At 65.3% G+C, this 22399-nt stretch carries 18 protein-coding genes; 13 read left to right on the top strand and 5 right to left on the bottom strand.

Features of this window, described 5'->3' with window-relative positions:
• The first annotated feature begins 40 nt into the window (after positions 1-40).
• The 10 genes from benC to IRZ77_RS16145 all read left to right on the top strand — a co-directional run bounded on the left by benC (position 41) and on the right by IRZ77_RS16145 (position 11006).
• A complete protein-coding gene (gene benC, locus IRZ77_RS16100; protein WP_046614214.1) occupies positions 41-1051 on the top strand; it encodes a benzoate 1,2-dioxygenase electron transfer component BenC in 1011 nt (336 codons plus the stop codon).
• Between the two features lie 145 nt (positions 1052-1196).
• Positions 1197-1958, top strand: coding sequence for a 1,6-dihydroxycyclohexa-2,4-diene-1-carboxylate dehydrogenase (locus IRZ77_RS16105; RefSeq protein ID WP_046614213.1), 762 nt, complete (start codon positions 1197-1199; stop codon positions 1956-1958).
• 58 nt (positions 1959-2016) lie between these two features.
• Positions 2017-3366, top strand: coding sequence for an MFS transporter (locus IRZ77_RS16110; RefSeq protein ID WP_046614212.1), 1350 nt, complete (start codon positions 2017-2019; stop codon positions 3364-3366).
• Between the two features lie 30 nt (positions 3367-3396).
• The gene (gene catA, locus IRZ77_RS16115; protein WP_108481605.1) at positions 3397-4311 is read left to right on the top strand and encodes a catechol 1,2-dioxygenase; all 915 of its coding nucleotides are present in this window, start codon (positions 3397-3399) and stop codon (positions 4309-4311) included.
• Between the two features lie 131 nt (positions 4312-4442).
• Positions 4443-5642 (top strand): benzoate/H(+) symporter BenE family transporter, encoded by a 1200-nt coding sequence (locus IRZ77_RS16120; protein WP_046614210.1) that lies wholly within the window; start codon positions 4443-4445, stop codon positions 5640-5642.
• A gap of 54 nt (positions 5643-5696) precedes the next feature.
• Positions 5697-6947, top strand: a complete 1251-nt coding sequence (locus IRZ77_RS16125) for an OprD family porin (RefSeq protein ID WP_046614209.1) — start codon at positions 5697-5699, stop codon at positions 6945-6947.
• Positions 6948-7133: 186 nt separating this feature from the next.
• The gene (locus IRZ77_RS16130; protein ID WP_196173925.1) at positions 7134-8210 is read left to right on the top strand and encodes a metal-dependent hydrolase; all 1077 of its coding nucleotides are present in this window, start codon (positions 7134-7136) and stop codon (positions 8208-8210) included.
• Positions 8211-8213: 3 nt separating this feature from the next.
• Positions 8214-8906 (top strand): TraX family protein, encoded by a 693-nt coding sequence (locus IRZ77_RS16135; protein WP_046614207.1) that lies wholly within the window; start codon positions 8214-8216, stop codon positions 8904-8906.
• A gap of 107 nt (positions 8907-9013) precedes the next feature.
• A complete protein-coding gene (locus IRZ77_RS16140) occupies positions 9014-9925 on the top strand; it encodes a LysR family transcriptional regulator (protein WP_196173926.1) in 912 nt (303 codons plus the stop codon).
• A gap of 100 nt (positions 9926-10025) precedes the next feature.
• Entirely contained in the window at positions 10026-11006 is a 981-nt protein-coding gene (locus IRZ77_RS16145; RefSeq protein ID WP_196173927.1) for an LLM class flavin-dependent oxidoreductase, read from the top strand.
• 116 nt (positions 11007-11122) lie between these two features.
• On the opposite strand, the gene IRZ77_RS16150 is transcribed toward IRZ77_RS16145, so the two are convergent.
• The 3 genes from IRZ77_RS16150 to IRZ77_RS16160 all read right to left on the bottom strand — a co-directional run bounded on the left by IRZ77_RS16150 (position 11123) and on the right by IRZ77_RS16160 (position 15252).
• On the bottom strand, positions 11123-12133 hold the full coding sequence (locus IRZ77_RS16150) for an aldo/keto reductase (RefSeq protein ID WP_196173928.1): 1011 nt from the start codon (positions 12131-12133) through the stop codon (positions 11123-11125).
• A gap of 71 nt (positions 12134-12204) precedes the next feature.
• Positions 12205-13725 (bottom strand): FAD-dependent oxidoreductase, encoded by a 1521-nt coding sequence (locus tag IRZ77_RS16155; RefSeq protein ID WP_085598910.1) that lies wholly within the window; start codon positions 13723-13725, stop codon positions 12205-12207.
• A 198-nt stretch (positions 13726-13923) separates the two neighbouring features.
• Complete coding sequence (locus tag IRZ77_RS16160) at positions 13924-15252, bottom strand: MFS transporter (protein ID WP_046614202.1); 1329 nt, start codon at positions 15250-15252, stop codon at positions 13924-13926.
• A gap of 163 nt (positions 15253-15415) precedes the next feature.
• Between IRZ77_RS16160 and IRZ77_RS16165 the strand changes: the two genes are divergently transcribed.
• The 3 genes from IRZ77_RS16165 to IRZ77_RS16175 all read left to right on the top strand — a co-directional run bounded on the left by IRZ77_RS16165 (position 15416) and on the right by IRZ77_RS16175 (position 18958).
• Positions 15416-16513 carry a sugar diacid recognition domain-containing protein gene (locus tag IRZ77_RS16165; protein ID WP_025339054.1) on the top strand — a complete coding sequence of 366 codons (1098 nt, stop codon included), beginning with the start codon at positions 15416-15418 and terminating at the stop codon, positions 16511-16513.
• Between the two features lie 222 nt (positions 16514-16735).
• Entirely contained in the window at positions 16736-17875 is a 1140-nt protein-coding gene (locus IRZ77_RS16170) for a glycerate kinase (protein ID WP_196173930.1), read from the top strand.
• 87 nt (positions 17876-17962) lie between these two features.
• Positions 17963-18958 (top strand): SMP-30/gluconolactonase/LRE family protein, encoded by a 996-nt coding sequence (locus IRZ77_RS16175; protein WP_046614200.1) that lies wholly within the window; start codon positions 17963-17965, stop codon positions 18956-18958.
• Here IRZ77_RS16175 and IRZ77_RS16180 read toward each other — a convergent pair.
• Together IRZ77_RS16180 and IRZ77_RS16185 are read right to left on the bottom strand one after the other, a co-directional pair.
• Positions 18948-19898, bottom strand: a complete 951-nt coding sequence (locus IRZ77_RS16180; RefSeq protein WP_196173932.1) for a site-specific integrase — start codon at positions 19896-19898, stop codon at positions 18948-18950. The two genes, IRZ77_RS16175 and IRZ77_RS16180, sit on opposite strands and share 11 nt — an antisense overlap.
• 119 nt (positions 19899-20017) lie before the next feature.
• Complete coding sequence (locus tag IRZ77_RS16185) at positions 20018-22342, bottom strand: putative bifunctional diguanylate cyclase/phosphodiesterase (RefSeq protein ID WP_196173934.1); 2325 nt, start codon at positions 22340-22342, stop codon at positions 20018-20020.
• Between the last annotated feature and the right edge of the window lie 57 nt (positions 22343-22399).

Genomic DNA, 22399 nt, shown 5'->3' on the forward strand with positions numbered 1-22399 from the left:
CTGCGACGCGCCGTGGCCCGGCTCGCCCGCGAGGTGCAACATGAGCTACCAGATCGCACTGAATTTCGAAGACGGGGTGACCCGCTTCATCGAGGCCACCGGTCATGAAACCGTGGCCGATGCCGCCTACCGTCAGGGCATCAACATCCCGCTGGACTGCCGCGATGGCGCCTGCGGTACCTGCAAGTGCAAGGCCGAGTCCGGGCGTTACGACCTGGGCGACAACTTCATCGAAGATGCCCTGAGCGAAGACGAAGTCGCCGAAGGCTACGTACTGACCTGCCAGATGCGCGCTGAAAGCGACTGTGTCATCCGCATCCCGGCCTCGTCGCAGCTGTGCAAGACCGAGCAGGCCAGTTTCAAGGCCGCCATCAGCGATGTCCGCCAGCTGTCGGCCAGCACCATTGCCCTGTCGATCAAGGGCGAGGCCCTCAGCCGCCTGGCCTTCCTGCCGGGGCAATATGTCAACCTCAAGGTGCCGGGCAGCGAGCAGAGCCGCGCCTATTCGTTCAGTTCGCTGCAGAAGGACGGCGAGGTCAGCTTCCTGATCCGCAACGTGCCGGGCGGGCTGATGAGCAACTTTCTGACCAACCTGGCCAAGGCCGGCGACAGCATGACCCTGGCCGGGCCGCTGGGCAGTTTCTACCTGCGGCCGATCCAGCGCCCACTGCTGTTGCTGGCTGGTGGCACCGGCCTGGCGCCGTTCACGGCGATGCTGGAGAAGATCGCCGAGCAGGGCAGCGAGCACCCGCTGCACCTGATCTACGGCGTGACCAACGACTTCGACCTGGTCGAGCTCGACCGCCTGCAGGCGCTGGCGGCGCGCATCCCCAACTTCACCTTCAGCGCCTGCGTGGCCAACCCGGACAGCCAGTACCCGCGCAAGGGCTACGTGACCCAGCACATCGAACCGCGCCACCTCAACGACGGCGATGTGGATGTGTACCTGTGCGGCCCGCCACCAATGGTGGAGGCGGTCAGCCAGTACGTGCGCGAGCAGGGCATTACCCCGGCGAACTTCTACTACGAGAAGTTCGCGGCGGCGGCCTGATTCCTTTTATTCCAAGTAATACGCCGACCCTGTGGGAGCGGGCGTGCCCGCGAAGAGGCCAGCAGGTTCAACAACTTTGTCTGGTCGGACGCATTCGCGGGCATGCCCGCTCCCACAGGAACTGTGGCGAACCGGAGAGATGGATATGAACAACCGATTCCAAGGCAAGGTCGCCATGGTCACCGGTGCCGCCCAGGGCATCGGCCGTGGCGTGTGCTGGCGGCTCAAGGCCGAAGGCGCACAGGTGGTCGCGGTAGACCGCTCCGAACTGGTTCACGAACTGGCCGGCGAGGGCATGCTCACCCTCACCGCCGACCTGGAACAACACGGCGACTGCACCCGGGTCATGGCCAGCGCGGTTGAAGCATTCGGCCGCCTCGACATCCTGGTCAACAATGTCGGCGGCACCATCTGGGCCAAGCCCTTCGAACACTACGAAGTGGACCAGATCGAAGCCGAAGTACGCCGCTCGTTGTTCCCCACCTTGTGGTGCTGCCATGCCGCTCTGCCGTACATGCTCGAACGCGGCAGCGGCGCCATCGTCAACGTCTCGTCCATCGCCACCCGTGGCGTCAACCGAGTGCCCTATGGCGCGGCCAAGGGCGGCGTCAACGCGCTGACTGCGTGCCTGGCCTTCGAAACCGCCGGCCGGGGCATCCGGGTCAACGCCACCGCTCCCGGCGGCACCGAAGCGCCACCCCGGCGCGTGCCGCGCAACACCGCCGAGCAGACCGAACAGGAAAGGCACTGGTACCAGCAGATCGTCGACCAGACCCTCGACAGCAGCCTGATGCACCGCTACGGCAGCATCGACGAGCAGGTGGGCGCGATCCTGTTCCTGGCTTCCGACGAAGCCTCGTACATCACCGGCGTGACCTTGCCGGTAGGGGGCGGCGACCTCGGCTGAGCGACACCCACAAGGCAAAGAGCTTTCTTTCACAACAAAAACAAGAGCGACAGATGCCATGCGAACCCTTGACGTACACCCGATCATCGATAACGCGCGCTTTACCCCGTTCCACTGGATGGTCATGGCCTGGTGCGGCCTGCTGCTGATCTTCGACGGCTATGACCTGTTCATCTACGGCGTGGTACTGCCGGTCATCATGAAAGAGTGGGGCCTGACCCCGTTGCAGGCCGGTGCATTGGGCAGCTATGCACTGTTCGGCATGATGTTCGGCGCACTGGCCTTCGGCAGCCTGGCCGATCGCATCGGGCGCAAGAAGGGTATCGCCATCTGTTTCGCCTTGTTCTCCGGGGCAACGATCCTCAACGGGTTTGCCAGCAACCCGAGCGAGTTCGGCATCTACCGTTTCGTTGCTGGCCTTGGCTGTGGCGGCCTGATGCCCAACGCCGTGGCACTGATGAACGAGTACGCGCCCAAGCGCCTGCGCAGCACGCTGGTGGCGATCATGTTCAGTGGCTACTCGCTGGGCGGCATGCTCTCGGCGGGTGTCGGCATCTTCATGCTGCCGCGTTTCGGCTGGGAATCGATGTTCTTCGCCGCAGCGGTGCCACTGCTGCTGTTGCCGGTGATCCTGTACTACCTCCCTGAATCGATCGGTTTCCTGGTACGCCAGGGCCGTAAAGACGAGGCCCGCAAGCTGCTCAAGCGGCTGGACCCGGATTGCGACGTGCAACCTGACGATGTACTGGTCGCTCCTGTGGGAGCGGGCTTGTCCCGCGAAAGGGCCGGCAAGTTCACCGCTGTAGTCGAACTGTTCCGCAACGGCCTGGCCATTCGCACCCTTGCGCTGTGGTTGGCGTTCTTCTGCTGCCTGCTGATGGTCTACGCGCTCAGTTCCTGGCTGCCGAAGCTGATGGCCAACGCCGGCTACAGCCTGGGCTCGAGCCTGTCGTTCCTGCTGGCGCTGAACTTCGGTGGCATGGCCGGGGCGATCCTCGGCGGCTGGCTGGGCGACCGCTACAACCTGGTCAAGGTCAAGGTGGCGTTCTTCATTGCCGCCGCGCTGTCGATCAGCCTGCTGGGCGTCAACAGCCCGATGCCGGTGCTGTACCTGCTGATCTTCATTGCCGGCGCCACCACCATCGGCACGCAGATCCTGCTGTATGCCGGCGCCGCCCAGCTGTACGGGCTATCGGTGCGCTCCACCGGGCTGGGCTGGGCCTCGGGCATCGGCCGCAACGGCGCCATCGTCGGCCCGCTTCTGGGTGGTGCGCTGATGGGCATCAACCTGCCCCTGCAACTCAACTTCATCGCCTTCGCCATCCCCGGCGCAATTGCCGCGCTGGCCATGGCCGTGCACCTGGCCAGCGGCCGTCGGCATGCCCAGGCCATTGCGGCGCAGGCGTAACTCCAGAACAACAACATGAGGTAACCCACCATGACCGTGAAAATTTCCCACACTGCCGAGGTACAGCAGTTCTTCGAAGAGGCCGCGGGCTTTGGCAACGATGCCGGCAGCCCGCGCCTGAAGCGCATTGTGCAGCGCCTGCTGCAAGACACCGCGCGGCTGATCGAAGACCTGGAAATCAGCGAGGACGAGTTCTGGCATGCCGTCGACTACCTCAACCGCCTGGGCGGCCGTGGTGAAGCCGGGCTGCTGGTGGCGGGGTTGGGCATCGAACACTTCCTCGACCTGCTGCAGGATGCCAAAGACCAGCAGGCAGGCCTGGTCGGCGGCACCCCACGCACCATCGAAGGCCCGCTGTACGTGGCCGGTGCGCCCATCGCCGAAGGTGAAGTGCGCATGGACGACGGTAGCGAGGAGGGCGTTGCCACGCTGATGTACCTGGAGGGCCGGGTGCTCGACCCGCAAGGCCGGCCACTGCCGGGGGCCACGGTCGACCTGTGGCATGCCAATACCCGTGGCACTTATTCGTTCTTCGACCAGAGCCAGTCCGAGTACAACCTGCGCCGGCGCATCGTCACCGATGCCCAAGGGCGCTACCGCGCACGCTCCATCGTGCCATCAGGCTACGGCTGCGACCCGCAGGGGCCGACCCAGGAGTGCCTGGACCTGCTGGGCCGCCATGGCCAGCGCCCGGCGCATGTGCACTTCTTCATCTCGGCGCCTGGGCACCGGCACCTGACCACGCAGATCAACCTGGCCGGGGACAAGTACCTGTGGGATGACTTTGCCTATGCCACGCGCGATGGGCTGGTGGGCGAGGTGGTGTTCGTCGAGGGCGAGGCGGGGCGGCATGCCGAGTTGAAGTTCGACTTCCAGTTGCAGCGGGCCCAGGGCGGTGCGGATGAGCAGCGCAGTGGGCGGCCGCGGGCTTTGCAGGAGGCCTGAAGCCTTATCGCCGGCAAGCCAGCTCCCACAGGATCACCACAGGGCTGAAACCTGTGACCTCTGTGGGAGCTGGCTCGCCGGCGATCAAGGGCACACAGCCCTTGCCATAGATCACCGATGCGAGAGGTGCCATGAAAACCCTGATCAAGGACAGTTCACTGTCCGCCATCGTCGCCGGCTGCATCGCCACGATGATCTCCTACGCAGGCCCCCTGGTGATCATCTTCCACGCCGCAGAAGCCGCCGGCCTGTCCCATCGGCAACTGTCCTCCTGGGTCTGGGCAGTGTCCATGGGCAGCGCCGTGCTTGGCGCGCTGCTCAGCCTGCGCTATCGGGTGCCGGTGGTGATCGCCTGGTCGATACCAGGCTCGGCGCTGCTGGTCACCGCCTTGCCGCAACTGGGCCTGGAACAGGCCGTTGGCGCCTACCTGGTGGCCAACCTGGTTTTGCTGCTGATAGGCATCAGCGGGGCCTTCGACCGCATCATCGCGCGCCTGCCGGGCTCCATCGCCGCCGGCATGCAGGCCGGCATCCTGTTCAGCTTCGGCATCGAGGTGTTCCGCGCCTTGCCGGTGCAACCGCTGCTGGTCGTGGCAATGTTCGTCACCTACGTGCTGATGCGCCGGGTGCAGCCGCGCTACGCCGTGGCGGCGGTGCTGTGCGTGGGCACGGTGGTGACCGTCGTCAGCGGGGCGTTTCGCAGCGAGGCGTTGGTGCTGGAGCTGGCGTCGCCGCAGTGGGTCATCCCGCAGTTCAGCCTGGAAGCGGTATTCAGCCTGGCACTGCCAATGGTGCTGGTGGCCCTGACCGGGCAGTTCATGCCGGGCATGGCGGTGCTGCGCAACGCCGGCTACCCCACGCCTGCCAGCCCGATCATCAGTGCCAGCGCGCTGGCCGGTGCCGCGCTGGCGCCGTTCGGTTGCCACGGGCTGAACCTGGCGGCGGTCACCGCCAGCCTGTGCACTGGCCATGAAGCCCATGAAAACCCACGGCGGCGCTATGTCGCGGCGGTGGCTGGCAGTGCGCTGTACCTGCTGCTGGGGATCGCCGGGGCCACGCTGATGTCGCTGTTCGCAGCATTCCCCGCTGCCCTGATCGCCGCCCTGGCCGGGCTGGCGCTGCATGGTGCCATCAGCGAAGCCCTGGCCCGCAGCCTGGCGGAACCAACCGAGCGCGATGCCGGGTTGTTCACCTTCCTGGTCACCGCTTCGGGGGTGGCCTTCCTGGGCCTGTCGGCAGCGTTCTGGGGCCTGCTGTTCGGCCTGCTGAGCCATGGGTTGCTCAGGCTGCGCCAGCCACGAGCCCGGGAGGTGCTGCGCCGTACCCCATGAACCGTCGTGCTTCCAACGCTTTACCCATAAAAACAAGATCAAGAGAGCTTCGGAATGAACCACACCCCTTGCGTCGCCCTGGGCCTGACTTTGCTCAGCCAACCGTTGCTGGCCGCCGAAGGCGGCTTCTTCGAAGATTCGAAGGCTACCCTGAGTGCCCGTAACTACTACTTCAGCCGCGACTTCTCCGACATCGTCGGGGCCAATCGGCAATCCAAGGCCGAGGAGTGGGCCCAGGGCTTCATCCTCGACTTCAAGTCGGGCTACACCCCGGGTACGGTCGGCTTTGGCATTGACGCCCTGGGCCTGCTGGGTATCAAGCTCGACAGCAGCCCCGACCGTACCAACACCGGGTTGCTGCCGGTGCACGGGGATGGCCGCGCCGCCGACGAATACAGCCGCCTGGCGCCCACCTTCAAGGCACGGTTGTCCAAAACCGAATTGCGCGTCGGCGAACTGCAACCCAACCTGCCGGTGCTGACATTCAGCGACATCCGCCTGTTGCCACCGACCTACCAGGGCGCAAGCCTGAACTCGGCGGAAATCGATGGCCTGACCGTGCAGGCCGGGCACCTGAAAAGCACCCACCTGCGCAATGAAGGCGGTGACGGCAAGATGAACGCCATGCTCGGCCATGTGCCGATGCGCCAGGTAGAAAGCGATGCCTTCAACTACCTGGGCGGGGACTATGCGTTCAATGCCAACCAGAGCAGCGTCAGCCTGTGGTACGGGCAGTTGGAGGACATCTATGAACAGGGCTTTGTCGGCCTCAAGCACAGCAAGCCCGTAGGCAGCTGGGTGCTCAGCGCCAACCTGGGGTATTTCACTGCGCGCGAGGATGGCGATGCGTTGCTCGGCAACATCGACAACCAGGCATTCTTCTCCATGTTCACTGCTCGGCATGGCGGGCACAGCTTCCATGCCGGCTACCAGGGCATTTACGGCGACAGCCCGTTCCCACGGGTGTTCGCCAACATCTCGCCGCTGGGTAACGAAGTGCCGACCTATGAGTTCGCCTACACCGACGAACGCTCGTACCAGGTGCGCTACGACTACAACTTCGCGGCCATGGGCGTACCGGGGCTGACCGCGACCGTACGCTACATAACCGGTAACAATGTCGACACTGGGCTGGGTTACGAAGGGCGCGACCGCGAGCGCGACCTGGACATCGGTTACGCCGTGCAGGGCGGGGTGCTGAAGGGGCTGGGGATCAGGGTGCGCAATGCCATGGCCCGGTCCAACTACCGCAGCGACATCGACGAGAACCGTTTGACGCTGGTCTATACCTGGCAGTTGTTCTGACGCATCCACAGGATGCCTGCGGGACCTCTGTGGGAGCGGATTGCTTACAATTTCAGTTATCTACGCGACGGCGCAGCCCAAAAGGGCTGGGCAACCTCCCAGAATGAACGCCCATAACCAAGGGAATTGCGCATCAGGGCAGGATGAAGGTAGCTTCTGGAAACCACCTTTTCAGGAATGCCTCCCTTGGACTCCATCACCCAAGCCGTACTCGGCGCGGCCCTGCAAGGTACCGTACTCGGCCGCATCCAGGGCCGCCGCTCTCTGCTGTATGGCGCGGCGCTGGGCACGCTTCCCGACCTGGACGTGATCATCCGCTACGCCGACCCGGTGTCGCAGATGACTTACCACCGCGGCTTTTCTCATTCCCTGTTCGTGCTCACCGGGCTGGCCTTGCTGCTGGCCTGGCTGGTCAACAGGTGCTGGCCAGACAAAGGCTATACCTTGCCCAGGCTGTTCCTGGCGTTCTGGCTGGTGCTGGTCACCCACCCGTTGCTCGACGCTTTCACGGTCTATGGCACGCAGTTGTTCTGGCCCTTGCAGGCTACCCCGGAAAGCTGGGCAGCGGTGTTCATCATCGACCCGGTCTACACCGTGCCGCTGCTGGCCGCAGTGATCTACGCAATCATCAAAGGGCTGACCAGCAAGGCTACGCAGCTGTTGACCTTGGCCCTGGTATTCAGCGCCTGCTACCTGGGTTTCGGCCTGGCCGGACGCATGGCGGCCGAGCAGCGTTTCCAGGCCGCCCTCGACCGCCAAGGTATCGCCGTCAGCCAGATACGTGCCGTGCCGATAGCCTTCAACAGCCTGGTCTGGCGGGTGCTGGCCAAGACCCCGGAGGGCGATTACTACGAAGGCATCAGCAGTACGTTCGACCAGCAAGCGCCAGAAATGCAGCGTTTGCCGCGTAATCTGCAACTCGCGCAAGCGCTGGCCGGGAACCCGTTGCATCAGCGCTTGCGCTGGTTCACCGATGACTGGCTGCGCTACGACCAGGTCGGCGATGTGCTGGTGGTCAGCGACCTGCGCATGGGCATTCCGGGGAACTACACGTTCCGCTTCAAAATGGCCCACCGTGACAGCCAGGGGGACTGGATTGCCGATGTGCCGTCGATGTGGAAGGGTGCCGGGCCAGGGGCGGCATTAAACGGCGACGACCTGGTGCTGATCTGGCGACGGATCGTCGAACAGCAGCCACCTTTGCCGCTGGCTGCCTGGACCGATCGCTACCTGGGGCCCGCCACAGTCGAACCCGGGCGCTGAGGCATGCGATCAGCCGGGCTGGACATGGTCAAGTGGACGGCGATGCTGACCATGGTCGCCGACCACCTGCGTTTCCTGTGGCCGGGTGCCGATGGCCTGTTCGTAGTGGGCCGGTTGGCGTTTCCGCTGTTCTGCCTGGCGATTGCGGTGAATGTCGGGCGCGCCAGGGGCGGGGCTCTGTACACCCGCGGCAACCTGCGCTATCTGGGGTTGATGCTGGTGTTCGCGGTGCTGTCGGAGCCTGCCTACCGTTGGCTGGACAGTGGTTCGCCAACGTTCAGCGTGATGCCGACCCTGGTGCTGGGGTTGCTGGTTGCGTGGGGCGTGCATCATCCGTCGAGGTCGGCGCGCGTGCTTGGCGTTGCCGGTCTGCTTGCAGGGTGGTTGCTCAATGAACAGCTGATGTACGGGCTGCCGGGGGTGATGCTGCCGGGCGCCTGGTTGATGGCCCGCCGCAAAGGAGGGCCGGCCTGGGTATTGCCTTGCCTGTTGGCGATGGGGGGGAACCTGACCAACAGTTGGTTGCGGGAACATCTGTTGGCGCCCATTACCGTGCTGACGCTGATTGCTGCAGCCTTGGCCATTCCGGTCGGATTGCTGCTGCTGCGTCATGATGATAGGCGGGTGCCTGCAGTGGGACGTTGGGGCTACCTGTTCTATCCGGTGCATCTACTGGTGATCAAGGTCTTCGCTTGATCGCTCTGGCAGCCACACTTGCAGGAGCGTGCAGCCTCGATAGTCCTGGTTGCATTTCACAAATCCATACCCATCTAAACCGGCCGCACCAGACTCAGGAACCACCCATGGAACCCAACCGCTTCGGCGACATCGCCGCCTTCGTCAGCGCCGCGAAGGCCGGCAGCTTTACCGCCGCCGCCGCCACCTTGGGCCTGACGCGCTCGGCGGTGGGCAAGAGCATCGCTCGCCTGGAGGCACGCATGGCCGTGCGCCTGCTCAACCGCACCACGCGCAAGCTGAGCCTGACCGACGAGGGCCTGGTGGCCTACGAGCGCTGGCGGCAGATTCTGGATGACCTGGACGAGGTGGAAAGCACCATGGCCCAGCGCCGCGGCAAGCCCACCGGTACCTTGCGCCTGACAGCACCCCTGTCGTTCGGCCAGCGCCATGTGCTGCCGATTCTCGACCGGTACCTGAAGCAGTGGCCCGAACTGCGCGCGGATATCCGCTTCACCGACCGTTTCGTCGACCTGGTCGATGAGGGTATCGACGTTGCGGTGCGTATCGGCGCACCGAAGGAAGACTCGCAACTGTTGACGCGCACGGTGGCCTGGCAGCAGTTCGTCACCTGCGCCTCGCCCGCATACCTGGGCGCACGCGGCGTACCGCAGGTGCCCTGCGACCTCTACGGCCATGACAGGATCGCCTTCCTGGCCGGCGAAAAGGCCATGCCGTGGCGCTTCCATACCGAAGCGGGGCTGCACCTGTGCGAAGACCCCGGGCGGCTGAACATCGACAGCTCCGAGGCGATGCTCGATGGCGCCCGTGCGGGTTTCGGGCTGATTCACCTGCCCACCTACATCACTGGCGACGACCTGCGCAGTGGCACCTTGGTGGAGGTGCTGCAAGCCTATCGGCCGCCGGCGGACCCGATTCGCATCGTCTATCCAAGCAAGCGCCACCTGTCGCCACGGGTACGCGGCTTCATCGACCTGCTGGTAGCCAGCTGGGAACCGGGCGTGCCCTGGGAATACTGATTGGGGAATGGGAGGCCCCTATGCCGGGCCTGAAACCGGGTTTATCGCTGTCGGCGCAGCAAGGAAACTGGCACTCACTGATAATCCCTGTGGAGACCCCATGACTGCACTGTCCGTACTGGACCTGGTCATGATCGGCGAAGGCAAGACCTTCGCCGACGCGATCGAAGAGTCCCGCCAACTGGCGCACCATGTCGAGCAACAGCAATACAGCCGCTACTGGATCGCCGAACATCACGATATGCCGGGCATCGGCTCGGCCGCAACATCACTGGTCATCAACGAAATCGCCAACGCCACCCGGCATATTCGCGTCGGTGCCGGTGGCATCATGCTGCCCAACCACGCGCCGTTGGTGGTGGCCGAGCAGTTCGGCACGCTCGACACCCTGCACCCTGGCCGCATCGACCTTGGGCTCGGCCGGGCGCCGGGCAGCTCCGGGCCGACCGTGCGTGCCTTGCGTGGTGCCGCGCCAGAGCGCGACTTCAGCCAGGACATCGCCGAGCTGTGTGACTACCTGGCCGACAACGGCCAGCGCCGCGTACGCGGCGTGCCGGGCAAGCATGACATCCCGGTGTGGATCCTCGGCTCCAGCCTGTTCGGCGCCGACCTGGCAGCGAAACTGGGCCTGCCCTATGCCTTTGCCTCACACTTTGCCCCGCGCTACCTGCTGCAGGCCATCGCCCATTACCGGGCCAACTTCCAGCCTTCGGCACAACTGGCCAAGCCGTATGTGATGGTGGGCATGAACCTGTTCGCCGCCGATAGCGATGCCGAGGCGGATTACCTGGCCAGCTCCCATCGCAAATGGATGCTGGACCTGCATGTCGGGCGCTTCGGCTTGTTGCCCAAACCGCAGGAGGGGTATGTCGAAAGCCTGCCGGACCATGAGCGCGCGGTACTTGAACAGGTGATGGCCTGCACCGTGGCCGGCGGGCCGGAGCGGGTAAGGGAAGGGTTGCGCACCCTGATCGAGCAGACCGGGGCGGATGAACTGATGATCGACTGCCGCATCCACGACCCGCTGGCGCGGCAGCGTTCGCATGCTTATGCCGCGCAAGCCCTGGCGCAGCTGGGTTAAAGCTACCGGCCTCTTCGCGGGTAAACCCGCTCCCACAGGGGTTGCACAGGCCCTGAAGGCACAGGTGATCCTGTGGGAGCGGGTTTACCCGCGAAGAGGTCAGAACAGGAGACGGATCAGCTGCGGGCCAACCGCCCACTTACATAATGCGCCACATCTTTGAACCCCGGCGTCGACGCATGCCCCGGCGTCACCAATGAATCAATGAACGCTTCATCCTCGGCGGTAATCTTCACCGCCAGCGCGCCGCCATAGGTATCCCACTGTTCTTCCGTCCGCGGCCCGACAATTGCCGAACTGACCAGCCGGTTGTTCAGCACCCAGGCAATCGCGAACTCGACGATACCCACGCCCTTGGCCTCCACATAGGCCTGGATCTGCCGGGCGATGGCCAGCGACTCCTGGCGCCATTCCACCTCCATGATGCGCTTGTCCTGGCGCCCGGCACGGCTACCGGCATCCGGCACCGCTCCCGGCGCATACTTGCCGCTGAGCACGCCCCGCGCGAGCGGGCTGAACGGCACCACGCCCAGGCCATGGGCTGCCGCAGCAGTAAGCTGCTCCGGTTCGGCCTGGCGGTTGACGATGTTGTACAGCGGCTGGCTCACCACCGGCCTGGGCACGCCCAGCCGCTCGGCAATGTGGCATGCCTCGGCGATGCGCCAGCCACGGAAGTTGGACACGCCCCAGTAGCGGATCTTGCCCTGGCGCAGCAGGTCGCCGATGGCCTGCACGCTCTCTTCCAGCGGCACTTTGTGGTCTTCGCGGTGCAGGTAGTAGATGTCCAGGTAGTCCATGTCCATGCGCGTCAGCGTGGCTTCCAGGGCATTGAAGATGTGCTTGCGCGATAGCCCGCTGCGGTTGGGCAGGCCATCGGCCGGGCCAAAGCCAACCTTGCTGGCCACGATCCAGTCCTGACGATGGCGGGCCACCGCTTCGCCGACGATTTCCTCCGCGCGCCCGGCGTTGTACACGTCTGCGGTGTCGATGAAGTTGATGCCCTGGTCCCTGGCCTTGTCGATGATGCGCAGGGCGTCCTCGGTGCTGGTCTGCTCGCCGAACATCATGCTGCCCAGGGTAAGGGCGGAAACCTGCAGGCCACTGTGGCCGAGGGGGCGGTAGATCATGCGCTTGGGTCCTTGTGCGGTCGGCTGATCTATCCGTTTTACACACAACCGGGGCGCAATGAAAGGCAGCCTCAACCGATCAGCGCCAAGGCCTCCTGCAAGCTCAGCGGGCGCTTAAGGCGTTGCGACAGCGTCGCCATGGCATCGGAATAGCCCTTGGCGATGACCGCCTCGACCCGCTCATCCACGCATTGCAAGGCGATGAAGTCGCCTTTTTCCGGCTCGCCGACGAACTCGATACGGTTCCAGTCCCTCGCGTGGCCCAGTACTTCGTATGTGCGGCCATGCTGGTAGGTCCAGAAGAACGGTACGTCGGCGTAGCGGCGCTGCTCGCCAAGCATGTTGGCGGCGGCGATCACTCCATGTTGCTGGGCCAGGCGCCAGTGTTCGATTCGCACCGGGCGCCCGCTGAGCGGGAAGGTGGCGATATCCCCTGCGGCCCACAGGCCATCTGCAGCGCGCATTTCAGCGTCCACTTGCACCGACTTGTCTTCGGTCAGCAGCACCCCTTGTATGAAAGCGGTCGCCGGTCTGACCCCGGTGCCCAGCAGCACCAATGGCGTCTGTAGCCGTTCACCGTTGGCCAGCAGCACGGCCTCGACCTTGCCCTGGCCCTCGATCCGCTCGACCTCGGTGGGGCCATGGAAGGTGACCCCCTTGCGTTCGTGCAGCTCGCGGATGCTACGGCCAATGCGCTCGCCCAACTGCCGGGCCAGGGGGACCTCATGGCGGGTGACCAGGTGCACCTGCACGCCATATTTGCGCAAGGCCGAGGCGGCCTCCAGGCCAATGAAACCGTCGCCGACGATCACTGCCGGCTGGCCGGGCTCGGCAGCGTCCAGCAAGTGCGCGGCATCCTCCCTTGAGCGCAGGGTAAATACCCCGGGCAGGTCAACACCCGGGATATCGGGCCGCAGCGCCTTCCCGCCGGTGGCCAGCAGGCAGGCGTCATAGTCGATCTGCTGGCCGTCGGCCAAGGTAACCTGGCGTTTCTGGGTGTTCAGGGTGCGCACCTTGCCATGCTTGCGTTCCAGGTGGCCCTTGCGCAGGGCATCGGCCTCGAGCAGGGCTGGTACTTCATCGGGCGGCATCTGCCCGGCGATCACGAACTTGCTGAGGGAAGTACGATCGTAGGCTGGTTGGTGCTCCTGATCGATCCAGACCAGGCGGCCGGCAAAGCCATGGGCCAGCAGGGTGGAAACTGCGGCGCTGCCCGCGGCACCGGCGCCGACCACCACGAAACAGCGGGCATCACTGTGGCGGGGCGGTTCGGTTCTGGGCAGGGGCTGGTCGTCGACCCAGACCTCGTCGCCCTTGACCCAGGTTTTGTAGCGGCGCAGGTCGGCCAGGGCCGGCGGCTCGCAGACCGCGCCCTCGTCCACCGCGAACGCGGCCTTGTGCCAAGGGCACACCAGCAGGCCGCCGCACACCACGCCTTCATTGAGTGGCGCACCTTCGTGGGGGCAGTTGCCCTGGTAGGCGTGCACCTGGTCGCCCTGGCGGATGAGGATGATTTCCTCGCTGCCGGCCTGGACGCGCAGGGGGCGGTATTCGTCGAGTTGGGCCAGGCGGGCAACGGCGTGCTGGGTCATGGGGGTTCTCCAAAGGGGCCTTTGGAACCATTTGACGCCTGGGTCGGGGAGGGGATGCGTTGAGCTGACGATCGGTGGAGGGTGTGGATTTTACGTGGCCTGGGCTGGCTCCTTCGCGGGCTTGCCCGCTCCCACAGGGATACCACAGCGTTCGAGCTTGTGGTGATCCTGTGGGAGCGGGCGAGCCCGCGAAGAGGTTCAACTGGCCCTTGCAGTACTCAGCGCACCGGACCGGGTAACCCGCAAGGCCACCAGGCTACCGAACACGATCAACGCCGCCAGCGAATACAGTGCGGCATCGGTCGAGCCGGTCTGGTCCTTGATGAAACCGACCAGGTACGGGCTGAGGAAGCCGGCCATCTGGCCCACCGAGTTGATGATCGCAAGGCCTGCGACAGCCGCGCTTGCGCTGAGCAGCGCGGTAGGCATCGGCCAGAACATGGGCAGGCCGGTGAGCGCGCCCATGGTGGCGATCGACAGGCCGAGGATGGCGATGGCCGGGTTGCCGGCGAAGTTCACCGCGATCAGCAGGCCGATGGCGCCCATCAGCATCGGCACCACAAGATGCCAGCGGCGCTCGTTGCGCAAGTCGGCCGAGCGCCCGCAGAGGATCATGAATACGCCGGCCAGCAGGTACGGGATGGCGCTGAGCCAGCCGATCAGCAACGGGTTGTCGAAGCCCATGTTCTTGATGATCGACGGCAGCCAGAAGTTGATCGCGTACACACCGCTCTGGATGCAGAAATAGACAAAGCCGAAGGTCCAGATCAGCGGGTTGGTCAGCACGGCGAGCACGCTGTCGCCGGTAGTGCTCGGCTTGCTGGCGGCATCGGCCTCGAGGTCGGCGGCGATCAGCTGGCGTTCGGTCGGGCTCAGCCAAGCGGCTTTCTGGTAGCCGTCACTGAGCAGGAACACCGCCAGTACACCCAGTGCAACGGTTGGCAGGCCCTGGATCAGGAACATCCATTGCCAGCCGGCCAGGCCATGCTGGCCAGCGGCGAAGTGTTGCAGGATCCAGCCGGAGAACGGCCCGCCGAGCAGGCCCGAAACCGGGATCGCCGACATGAACAGGGCCATGATGCGACCGCGACGGGCCGCCGGGAACCAGCGCGAAAGGTACAGCACCACGCCCGGGAAGAAGCCGGCTTCGGCGGCGCCGGTCAGCAGGCGCAGGGCGTAGAACTCGGTGGGTGTGGTGACGAACAGCAGGCAGGTGGAGAGGCTGCCCCAGGCGATCATCATCAGCGCGATCCAGCGCCGCGGGCCGAAGCGGTTGAGCGCCAGGTTGCTCGGCAGGCCGCAGAGCACATAGCCGATGAAGAAGATGCCGGCGCCAAGGCCGTACACCGTTTCGCTGAACTTCAGGGCGTCGAGCATCTGCAGCTTGGCAAAGCCGACGTTGACGCGGTCCAGGTAGTTGAACAGGTAGCAGATGAAAATGAACGGAATCAGCCGCAGGGTGATGCGCCGGTACAGCGCGTTGCGGTGGGTGTCCGTGCCTTGGTCAGGGGCGGGGCTGTATGCCATGATCGGGTTCTCTGTTGTTATGGTTGTCGCCGCGTCGCCTGTTCCGGCGCTCGCCCTGACGAGTCTCGGGGACTGCGGCGTGCCTGTCTTTGTGCTTTTGCACAGCACTTGCACCGGGCTGCTGTGCCCGAGCCCAAAACCCTGATCTCCAAAGGACCGCTCAATGTTCGAACTCGACCATGACCTGGCACAGGATATCGTTGACCGGGCGATGGCCATTCTGCCATGCAACGTCAATGTCATGGACAGCCAGGGGTTGATCCTCGGCAGTGGTGAACCGGAGCGTATCAACACCCGCCACGAGGGCGCGCAACTGGTGTTGGCCAACGGCCGTATCGTCGAGCTGGATACCGACGCGGCCAAATGCCTGAAGGGCGTGCAGCCCGGGGTGAACCTGCCGCTGATGCTCGATGGCCGATTGATGGGCGTACTTGGCCTGACCGGTGACCCGCAGCAAGTGCGTACCTATGGTGAGCTGGTGCGCATGACCGCCGAAATGCTGCTGGCCCAGCGCCATTTGCAGGCCGACCAGCAATGGCGACGGCAGCGCTGTGACGATTTGCTGGCCCTGCTGCTGGGCGGCAGCGGCGATTCTCCGCGGTTGCTCGACGAGGCCCGGCAACTGGGCTTGAAACCCCAGTTGCCACGGGTACCGTGCCTGTTCGAACTGGCCTCGGGGCCAGCTGCCGAAACCCTGGCGGCATGGTTGATGAGCCGCTACCCGGACAGTTGGTGCGTAAGCCCGGCCCGCCAGTCGTTGTTGTGGTGTCGCCCGGCTGGCGTGGTGCTGGACGAGCCTCGTCTGCTGGAACGCCTGCAGCGTCATGGCTGGGAGGTGGAGCGGCTGGCCCTGGGCAGTGCCGCGCAAAGCCTGGAGCAACTGCGCCGGGGTTATCGCCGGGTGCGCGACCTGTTGGCCTATGGGCGCGAGGTACTGCCCGGCGAGCGCCTGCTCAGCCTGCAGCGCTACCGGTTGCCGGCATTGCTGTGGCGGCATCGCAACGATGATGCGCTGGATGAATTGCTGGAGCCGTTGCAGCGTATTCGCAGCAAGGACAGTAGCGGACAGTTGCTCACTACTCTGCGCGCCTGGTGTGCCCATGACGGCCAGAGCCAGGCCTGTGCCGATGCCCTGGGCATCCACCGCAACAGCTTGCGCTACCGCCTGGAGCGGATTGCCGAGTTGGGCGAGGTCGACCCACTGCGCATGGAAGGGATGCTTAGCTTGTACCTGGGGTTGCAGCTGCTGCCTGCCGACTGAAGGGCAGCCTGCACCGGCCCAATCGCCGGCAAGCCAGCTCCCACAGGATACTTGCTGCTCTCAGGCCTGTGTTGAACCTGTGGGAGCTGGCTTGCCGGCGATAGGGCCAGTACAGGCGAAAGGCAACTGCCCAAACAACCCGCCCGGCGTTTTGTGCATTTGACCGAGGCCTCCTTGGCAGCCACCTGTCAGCATGCCGCTCATCAGGACAGGAGAACCCCCATGAAGATCGTCATTGCCCCCGACTCGTTCAAGGACAGCCTCGACGCTGCCGGTGTCGCCCGCGCCATCGCAGCGGGTCTGGGCGAGGCATGGCCCGAGGCCGAGCTGGTCGAGTGCCCGATGGCTGACGGTGGCGAAGGCACCATGGATGCGATTCTCGCCGCCAGCCACGGCGAACTGCGTCGTCAGGCCGTGCGCGGGCCCTTGGGGCAAAGCGTGGAGGCGGGCTGGGGCTGGCTGCCGCAAAGCCGCACGGCCATTATCGAAATGGCCCAGGCCAGTGGCCTGCAGCTGGTGCCGCCTGGCCAGCGCGATGCCTGCCGCAGCAGCACCTGGGGCACCGGCGAGCTGATTGCCGCCGCCCTGGCCGCCGGCGCGCAACGGGTAGTGCTGGCCATCGGCGGCAGTGCGACCAACGACGGGGGCAGTGGCATGTTGCGGGCGCTAGGCCTGCGCCTGCTGGACGCCGACGGGCAAGTGCTGCAGGAGGGCGGCCTGGCCTTGGCCAAACTGGCCCGCATCGATGCCAGCGACCTCGACCCGCGCCTGGCTGAGGTGCAGTTCGAAGTTGCAGCAGACGTCGACAACCCGCTGTGTGGCGCCAATGGTGCCTCGGCGATCTTCGGCCCGCAGAAAGGCGCCAACCCACAGCAGGTGCAGGCGCTGGACCACGCCCTGAGTCATTTTGCCGACCATTGTGCGCAGCTGCTGGGTGAAGATGTACGGGACTACCCTGGTTGTGGCGCTGCCGGCGGCATGGGGTTCGCGGCGCGGGCATTCATGGGCGCGCAATTCCGCCCCGGGGTGGAAGTGGTGGCTGAGTTGGCCGGCCTGGATGCCTTGGTGCAGGGCGCAGCCCTGGTGGTGACCGGCGAAGGGCGCTTTGACGCCCAGACCTTGCGCGGCAAGACACCGATGGGCGTGGCCCGGGTTGCCAAGCGCCACGGGGTGCCGGTGGTGGTGCTGGCCGGGACCTTGGGTGAAGGCTACCAACAGCTGTATGCCCACGGTGTCGATGCTGCCTTTGCCCTGGCCAGCGGGCCGATGAGCCTGGAGCACGCATGTGCCGATGCCGCTGAACTGTTGCGGGCGCGTGCTTGTGATATCGGGCGGTTGTGGCGCCGCGCAACGCGAACTTGATTGACCGCTGCAGTCAGGCGCACCCCGCGCTTGGTCATTGATTTTTTTGTTGTTATCGTAGGAAGGAGAATCGAAGGTAGCCAGCAAATGCCCGTCACAGAGCCATTCCACGACAACGTAGCGGTGTTCACCGATGCCGCACAGGGCCTGGGACTGGCCTGCTCCTTGACGCTTGCGCAGGCGGGCGAGCTGCGTAACCACCTCCAGCCATGCAGCTACCTGCCAGTCAACGTCGCCAGCACCCGCGCCGACCTGGGCGAAAGCCTGGTCTGGGATGAACGCAGCGGTGCGTTGTACTTCGTCGATATCTCTGGCGGGCGCATCAACCGCCTCAGGCCCGATGGCCAAGCCGAGTGCCTGTACGAGTCCGCGGCACGCATCGGCGCGCTGGCGTTGACCAACCAAGGCAACCTGATTTTCACCGAGGATGCCAGCGTGGCCATCTTCGACGTGCCGCTGCGCAAGGTGCGTCGGCATTCGGTGTCGGTTCACCCACGGTCGACCTACCGTTTCAACGACGGCGCCTGCGACCCCCAGGGCCGCTTCGTGACCGGTCTGATGGACGATGCCCTGAGCGGCAACACCGGGGCGCTGTTCCGCTTTGACGGAAACTTGAATGATCAGGTGATCCACGACGACATGGCGTTGCCCACCGGCCTGGCCTGGTCGCAGGACGGCCACACGGTGTACTTCGTCGATTCGGCGGCGCGCTCGATCTATCGCGCCAGTTACCTGGCCGAAGGCCGGCTTGGCGCGGTCACCTTGTTTGCCGAAACCCCCGCCGAACTGGGGCGGCCGGACGGCCTTGCGCTGGACCGCGAAGGCGGCCTGTGGGTGTGCCAGTACCATGGCAGTTGCCTGCTGCGCTATGACCGCCATGGCCACCTCACCGATCAGGTGCTGATGCCGGTGCCTTGCCCCACCAGTTGCTGTTTCGGGGGGGAGGGGATGAATACCTTGTTCATCAGCACCGCGCGCTTCGGCATGAGTGCCGAAGACCTGCACCATTACCCTGATGCAGGCGACCTGTATGCCATCAGCCCCGAAATTGGCGGTATAGCCCGCCATACCTTCAAGGAATGAGCTTTTGTGCCTGGCTGGCCGGTAGCACGGCCAGTTCGCCAAAGCGCTGCGCCGCGTCGATGTAGCGCAATGCCGACTTGGCGTCTTTCCAGCCCACATAGCTCATCAGCGCCTTCAACTCCCAGCCATTGGCCGTGGCCCAGGTGGCGAAGCCACGGCGCAGCGAGTGGCCGGTATACAGCGCCGCCGGTACCCCGGCGCGTTCCAGCATGCGCCGCAGCAGGCCGACCAGGCTGTTGCTGTTGAGCGCGGTGTCGCCGAGGTTGCCCCAGCGGTCGAGCTTGCGGAACACTGGCCCATGGGCGATGCCGGCGACTTCCAGCCATTGCAGGTAGGCCGTGACCGGGCACAACGCCTTGAGGGCCGGGGTGCGGTGTTGCACGCCCAGGGCTTCGCGGTCGCCTTTGCTGCGCGGCAGGAACAGGGTGATGCCGACACCGGCCTCGGCCTGGATGTGCTCTACGCGCAGGCGTGCCAGTTCATCCCCACGGAAACCGCGCCAGAAGCCCAGCAACAGCAGCGCAGCGTCGCGACGCGCCCGGCGCAGGGTGGCCAGGTCATGCTGCTCCCGGGCCTGGCGGGCTTCTTCTTCAAAACATTCCACTGCGCTTTGCAGGTGTTGCAGCAACAGCGGCGCGGCCTGCCTGGGCGGCGTCGGGTGCAAGGTGCGGATGCCGCGCAGCACCTGGCGCACCAACGGCGCCTTGGTCGGGTCGGGAAAACCTTGGGCGACGTGCCATTGGCTGAGCGCCGCCAGGCGCTGGCGCAGGGTGCTCACGGCATGCTGGTCGGCGTGGTCGGCCAGGTATCGGGCGATGCTCTCGGCCGTGGCCGGCAGAAAACCGCCCCAGTGGGTTTCGAAATGATCGATGGCGGCCTGGTAGCTGCGCCGGGTGTTGTCACGGGTGGCGGCGCGGACGTAGCGCTCGATGTCAGTCATGGTGCAGGTGCAAGTGGATGATGGGCACACGATAAACCGAAATGAATTGCCTGTCCCGGCTGCGATGCTGGTGTGCCGACGACCCAACACTCATTCGCTGCTCCCGGCCAGAGCTTCTGTTACACGCAGGCCTTGTCCTCGATACCGTTGAACAGCGGGTGGTCGCGCAGCTGCGCCGACGACAGCGGCCGGCTGAAGTGATAGCCCTGGGCGATATCGCAGCCAGCAAGCTTCAGGCACACCACTTGTTCGCGGGTTTCCACGCCCTCGGCCACCACCTCCAGGCCCAGACGTTTGGCAAGGATGATGGTGGACGACACGATCGGGCTGTCGTCGTGGCTGTTGGACAGCGGCGCAATCAGCGAGCGGTCGATCTTCAGTTTGCTCAGCGGCAGCGAGTGCAGGTGGGCGAAGCCGGCGTAGCCGCGCCCGAAATCGTCCAGGCTGATGCCCAAACCGGCGTTGCGCAGGGTGTGCAGGTGCACCACCGCCGTGCCTTCGGGCTCTAGGATGGTGGTTTCGGTGATTTCCAGCTCCAGCCGCTGCGGAGCGATGGCGTACTGCTGCAGTTTGCTCAATAGCCGTGCAGCGAAATCCGGCTGGCGCAGTTGCAGGGCGGAGACATTGACCGCCAGCCGCGTGTCCCGGCCCTGAGCCCCCCAACCCGACAACGCCTCGCAGGCCAGGCGCAACACCTCCCAGCCCAGCTCGACAATGAAGCCACTGCGTTCGGCAAGGCCGATGAACCGGTCCGGGTACAGCAGGCCGAACTCGGGGTGGTCCCAGCGCACCAGCGCTTCGTAGCCCAGCACCTGCTGGGTGTCGAGGCGGATCTGTGGCTGGTAGTGCAGCACGAACTGGCGCTCGGCCAGGGCGCTGCCGAAGGCCTGTTCGAGGGTGAAGGCGTGGATGTCGGCCAGGTTCAGCGACGGGTCGAAGAAGCGGTACTGGGCTCGCCCGGCCTGCTTGGCCGAGTACATCGCGGCATCGGCACTGCGGATCAGGCTGTCGATGTCCTGGCCATCGCGCGGGCAGATACTCACGCCCACGCTGGGGCTGGTGTTGACCTCCTGGCCGTCCAGCGCGTAGGTGGCCGACAGCCTCTGCACCAGTACGCGGACCCAGGCATTGATCTGTTCCTCGCTGCGCTCGCCGGCCAGCAGCACCACGAACTCGTCGCCACCAAAGCGCGAGGCCTCGTCGCCGGGCTCCAGCAGGCGCTGGATACGCCCGGCCACGGCCTGCAGCAGCAAGTCGCCGATCTTGTGCCCGAGCGAGTCGTTGATCGACTTGAAGCGGTCCATGTCGATGAACAGGATCGCCATCAGCCGGCGCTTGCCGCGTTGCCGGGTGAGCACCTGGCCGGCCACCTCGACGAACTGGCGGCGGTTGTGCAGGCCGCTGAGGTGGTCGGTGGCCGCAGCGTGGCTGCTGCGCCGGTGTTCGTCCTCGAGGCGGCCGATCAACTGCTGGTTGACCTGCTGGGCCTGTTCCAGCGCGCTGAAGGCCTCCTGGCGTTTGCGCAACAGTCGCAAGGTCCATAGCAGGCTGGCGAGGATCATCAGGGTCATGCTCAGGTTCAGCCAGAACTGCCGGGAATAGGCCAGCGTGGAGGGCGCGAGGATTTCCTCCTGGCGCTGGCTGACCACCACGCTGAAACCCCGCCCGGGCAGGCGCCGGTACAGGCTCTGGTACGGGGCGCCGGCCGCGTACTGGGTCAGCATGCCCGCTTCACTGCCGTTGTCCGGCAGCCCTGGCAGCAGTGCGTCATCGGCTACCACCACGCCGCTGCGATCGATGCGCAACCGTTCCAGGCCGTCATCCTGCAACAGGCGCACCAGCCCGCTGGTGCCCAGGTCGATGTGCTGCAGCAGCACGGCGAGGTAGCCGATGTCCAGCTGCACCACCAGGATACTGTCGATCTCGCGGCCGGGCAGGTTGGTCAGCGGCAGCAGGAAGGGCAGGCGCCAGTTGGGCTCGGTGACCGGTTGGCCTGGGGGCTGCACGCTGGGCAGGAACGGTTTGAAACCGTAGCGGGCAACGTGCCGCTGCAACTGGCGCAACCAGTCTTCGGGCAGCTCGTCGGCCTCGTCGGCATGGCTGGCCGATAACAGCCGGCCGCGCCGGTCGTACAGGCTCATGCGCTTGAAAACCGGGTCTTCGGCAAGCATTCGCGCCAAGCTTGCGCTGCCCTGGCGCAGCACCTTCATGTCGTCCTGGGTGACCCGGCCCACGGCCTGGGCGCGATCCACCAGCTGGCGCAGGCTTTCGCTGACGATACCGGCCAGGTTCAGGTGCTCGGCGGCCTTGGCTGACAGCGCGTCCTGGCGGGCGGCGGCCTTCTGCGAAACGTGCAGCCCCCAGAGAAAGGCCAGGGTGGCTGCACAGAGCATCAGGATCAGCAGCCGCAGAAGGCTGGCGGATGAAAGCGAACGGCGAATCACTGCTGATAGTTCCCGACCCTGGGTGATGGTCGAAAAATACGACAGTTAGATGACAGC

It is taken from the genome of Pseudomonas pudica, assembly GCF_015680405.1.
GTDB classification, from domain to species: domain Bacteria; phylum Pseudomonadota; class Gammaproteobacteria; order Pseudomonadales; family Pseudomonadaceae; genus Aquipseudomonas; species Aquipseudomonas pudica.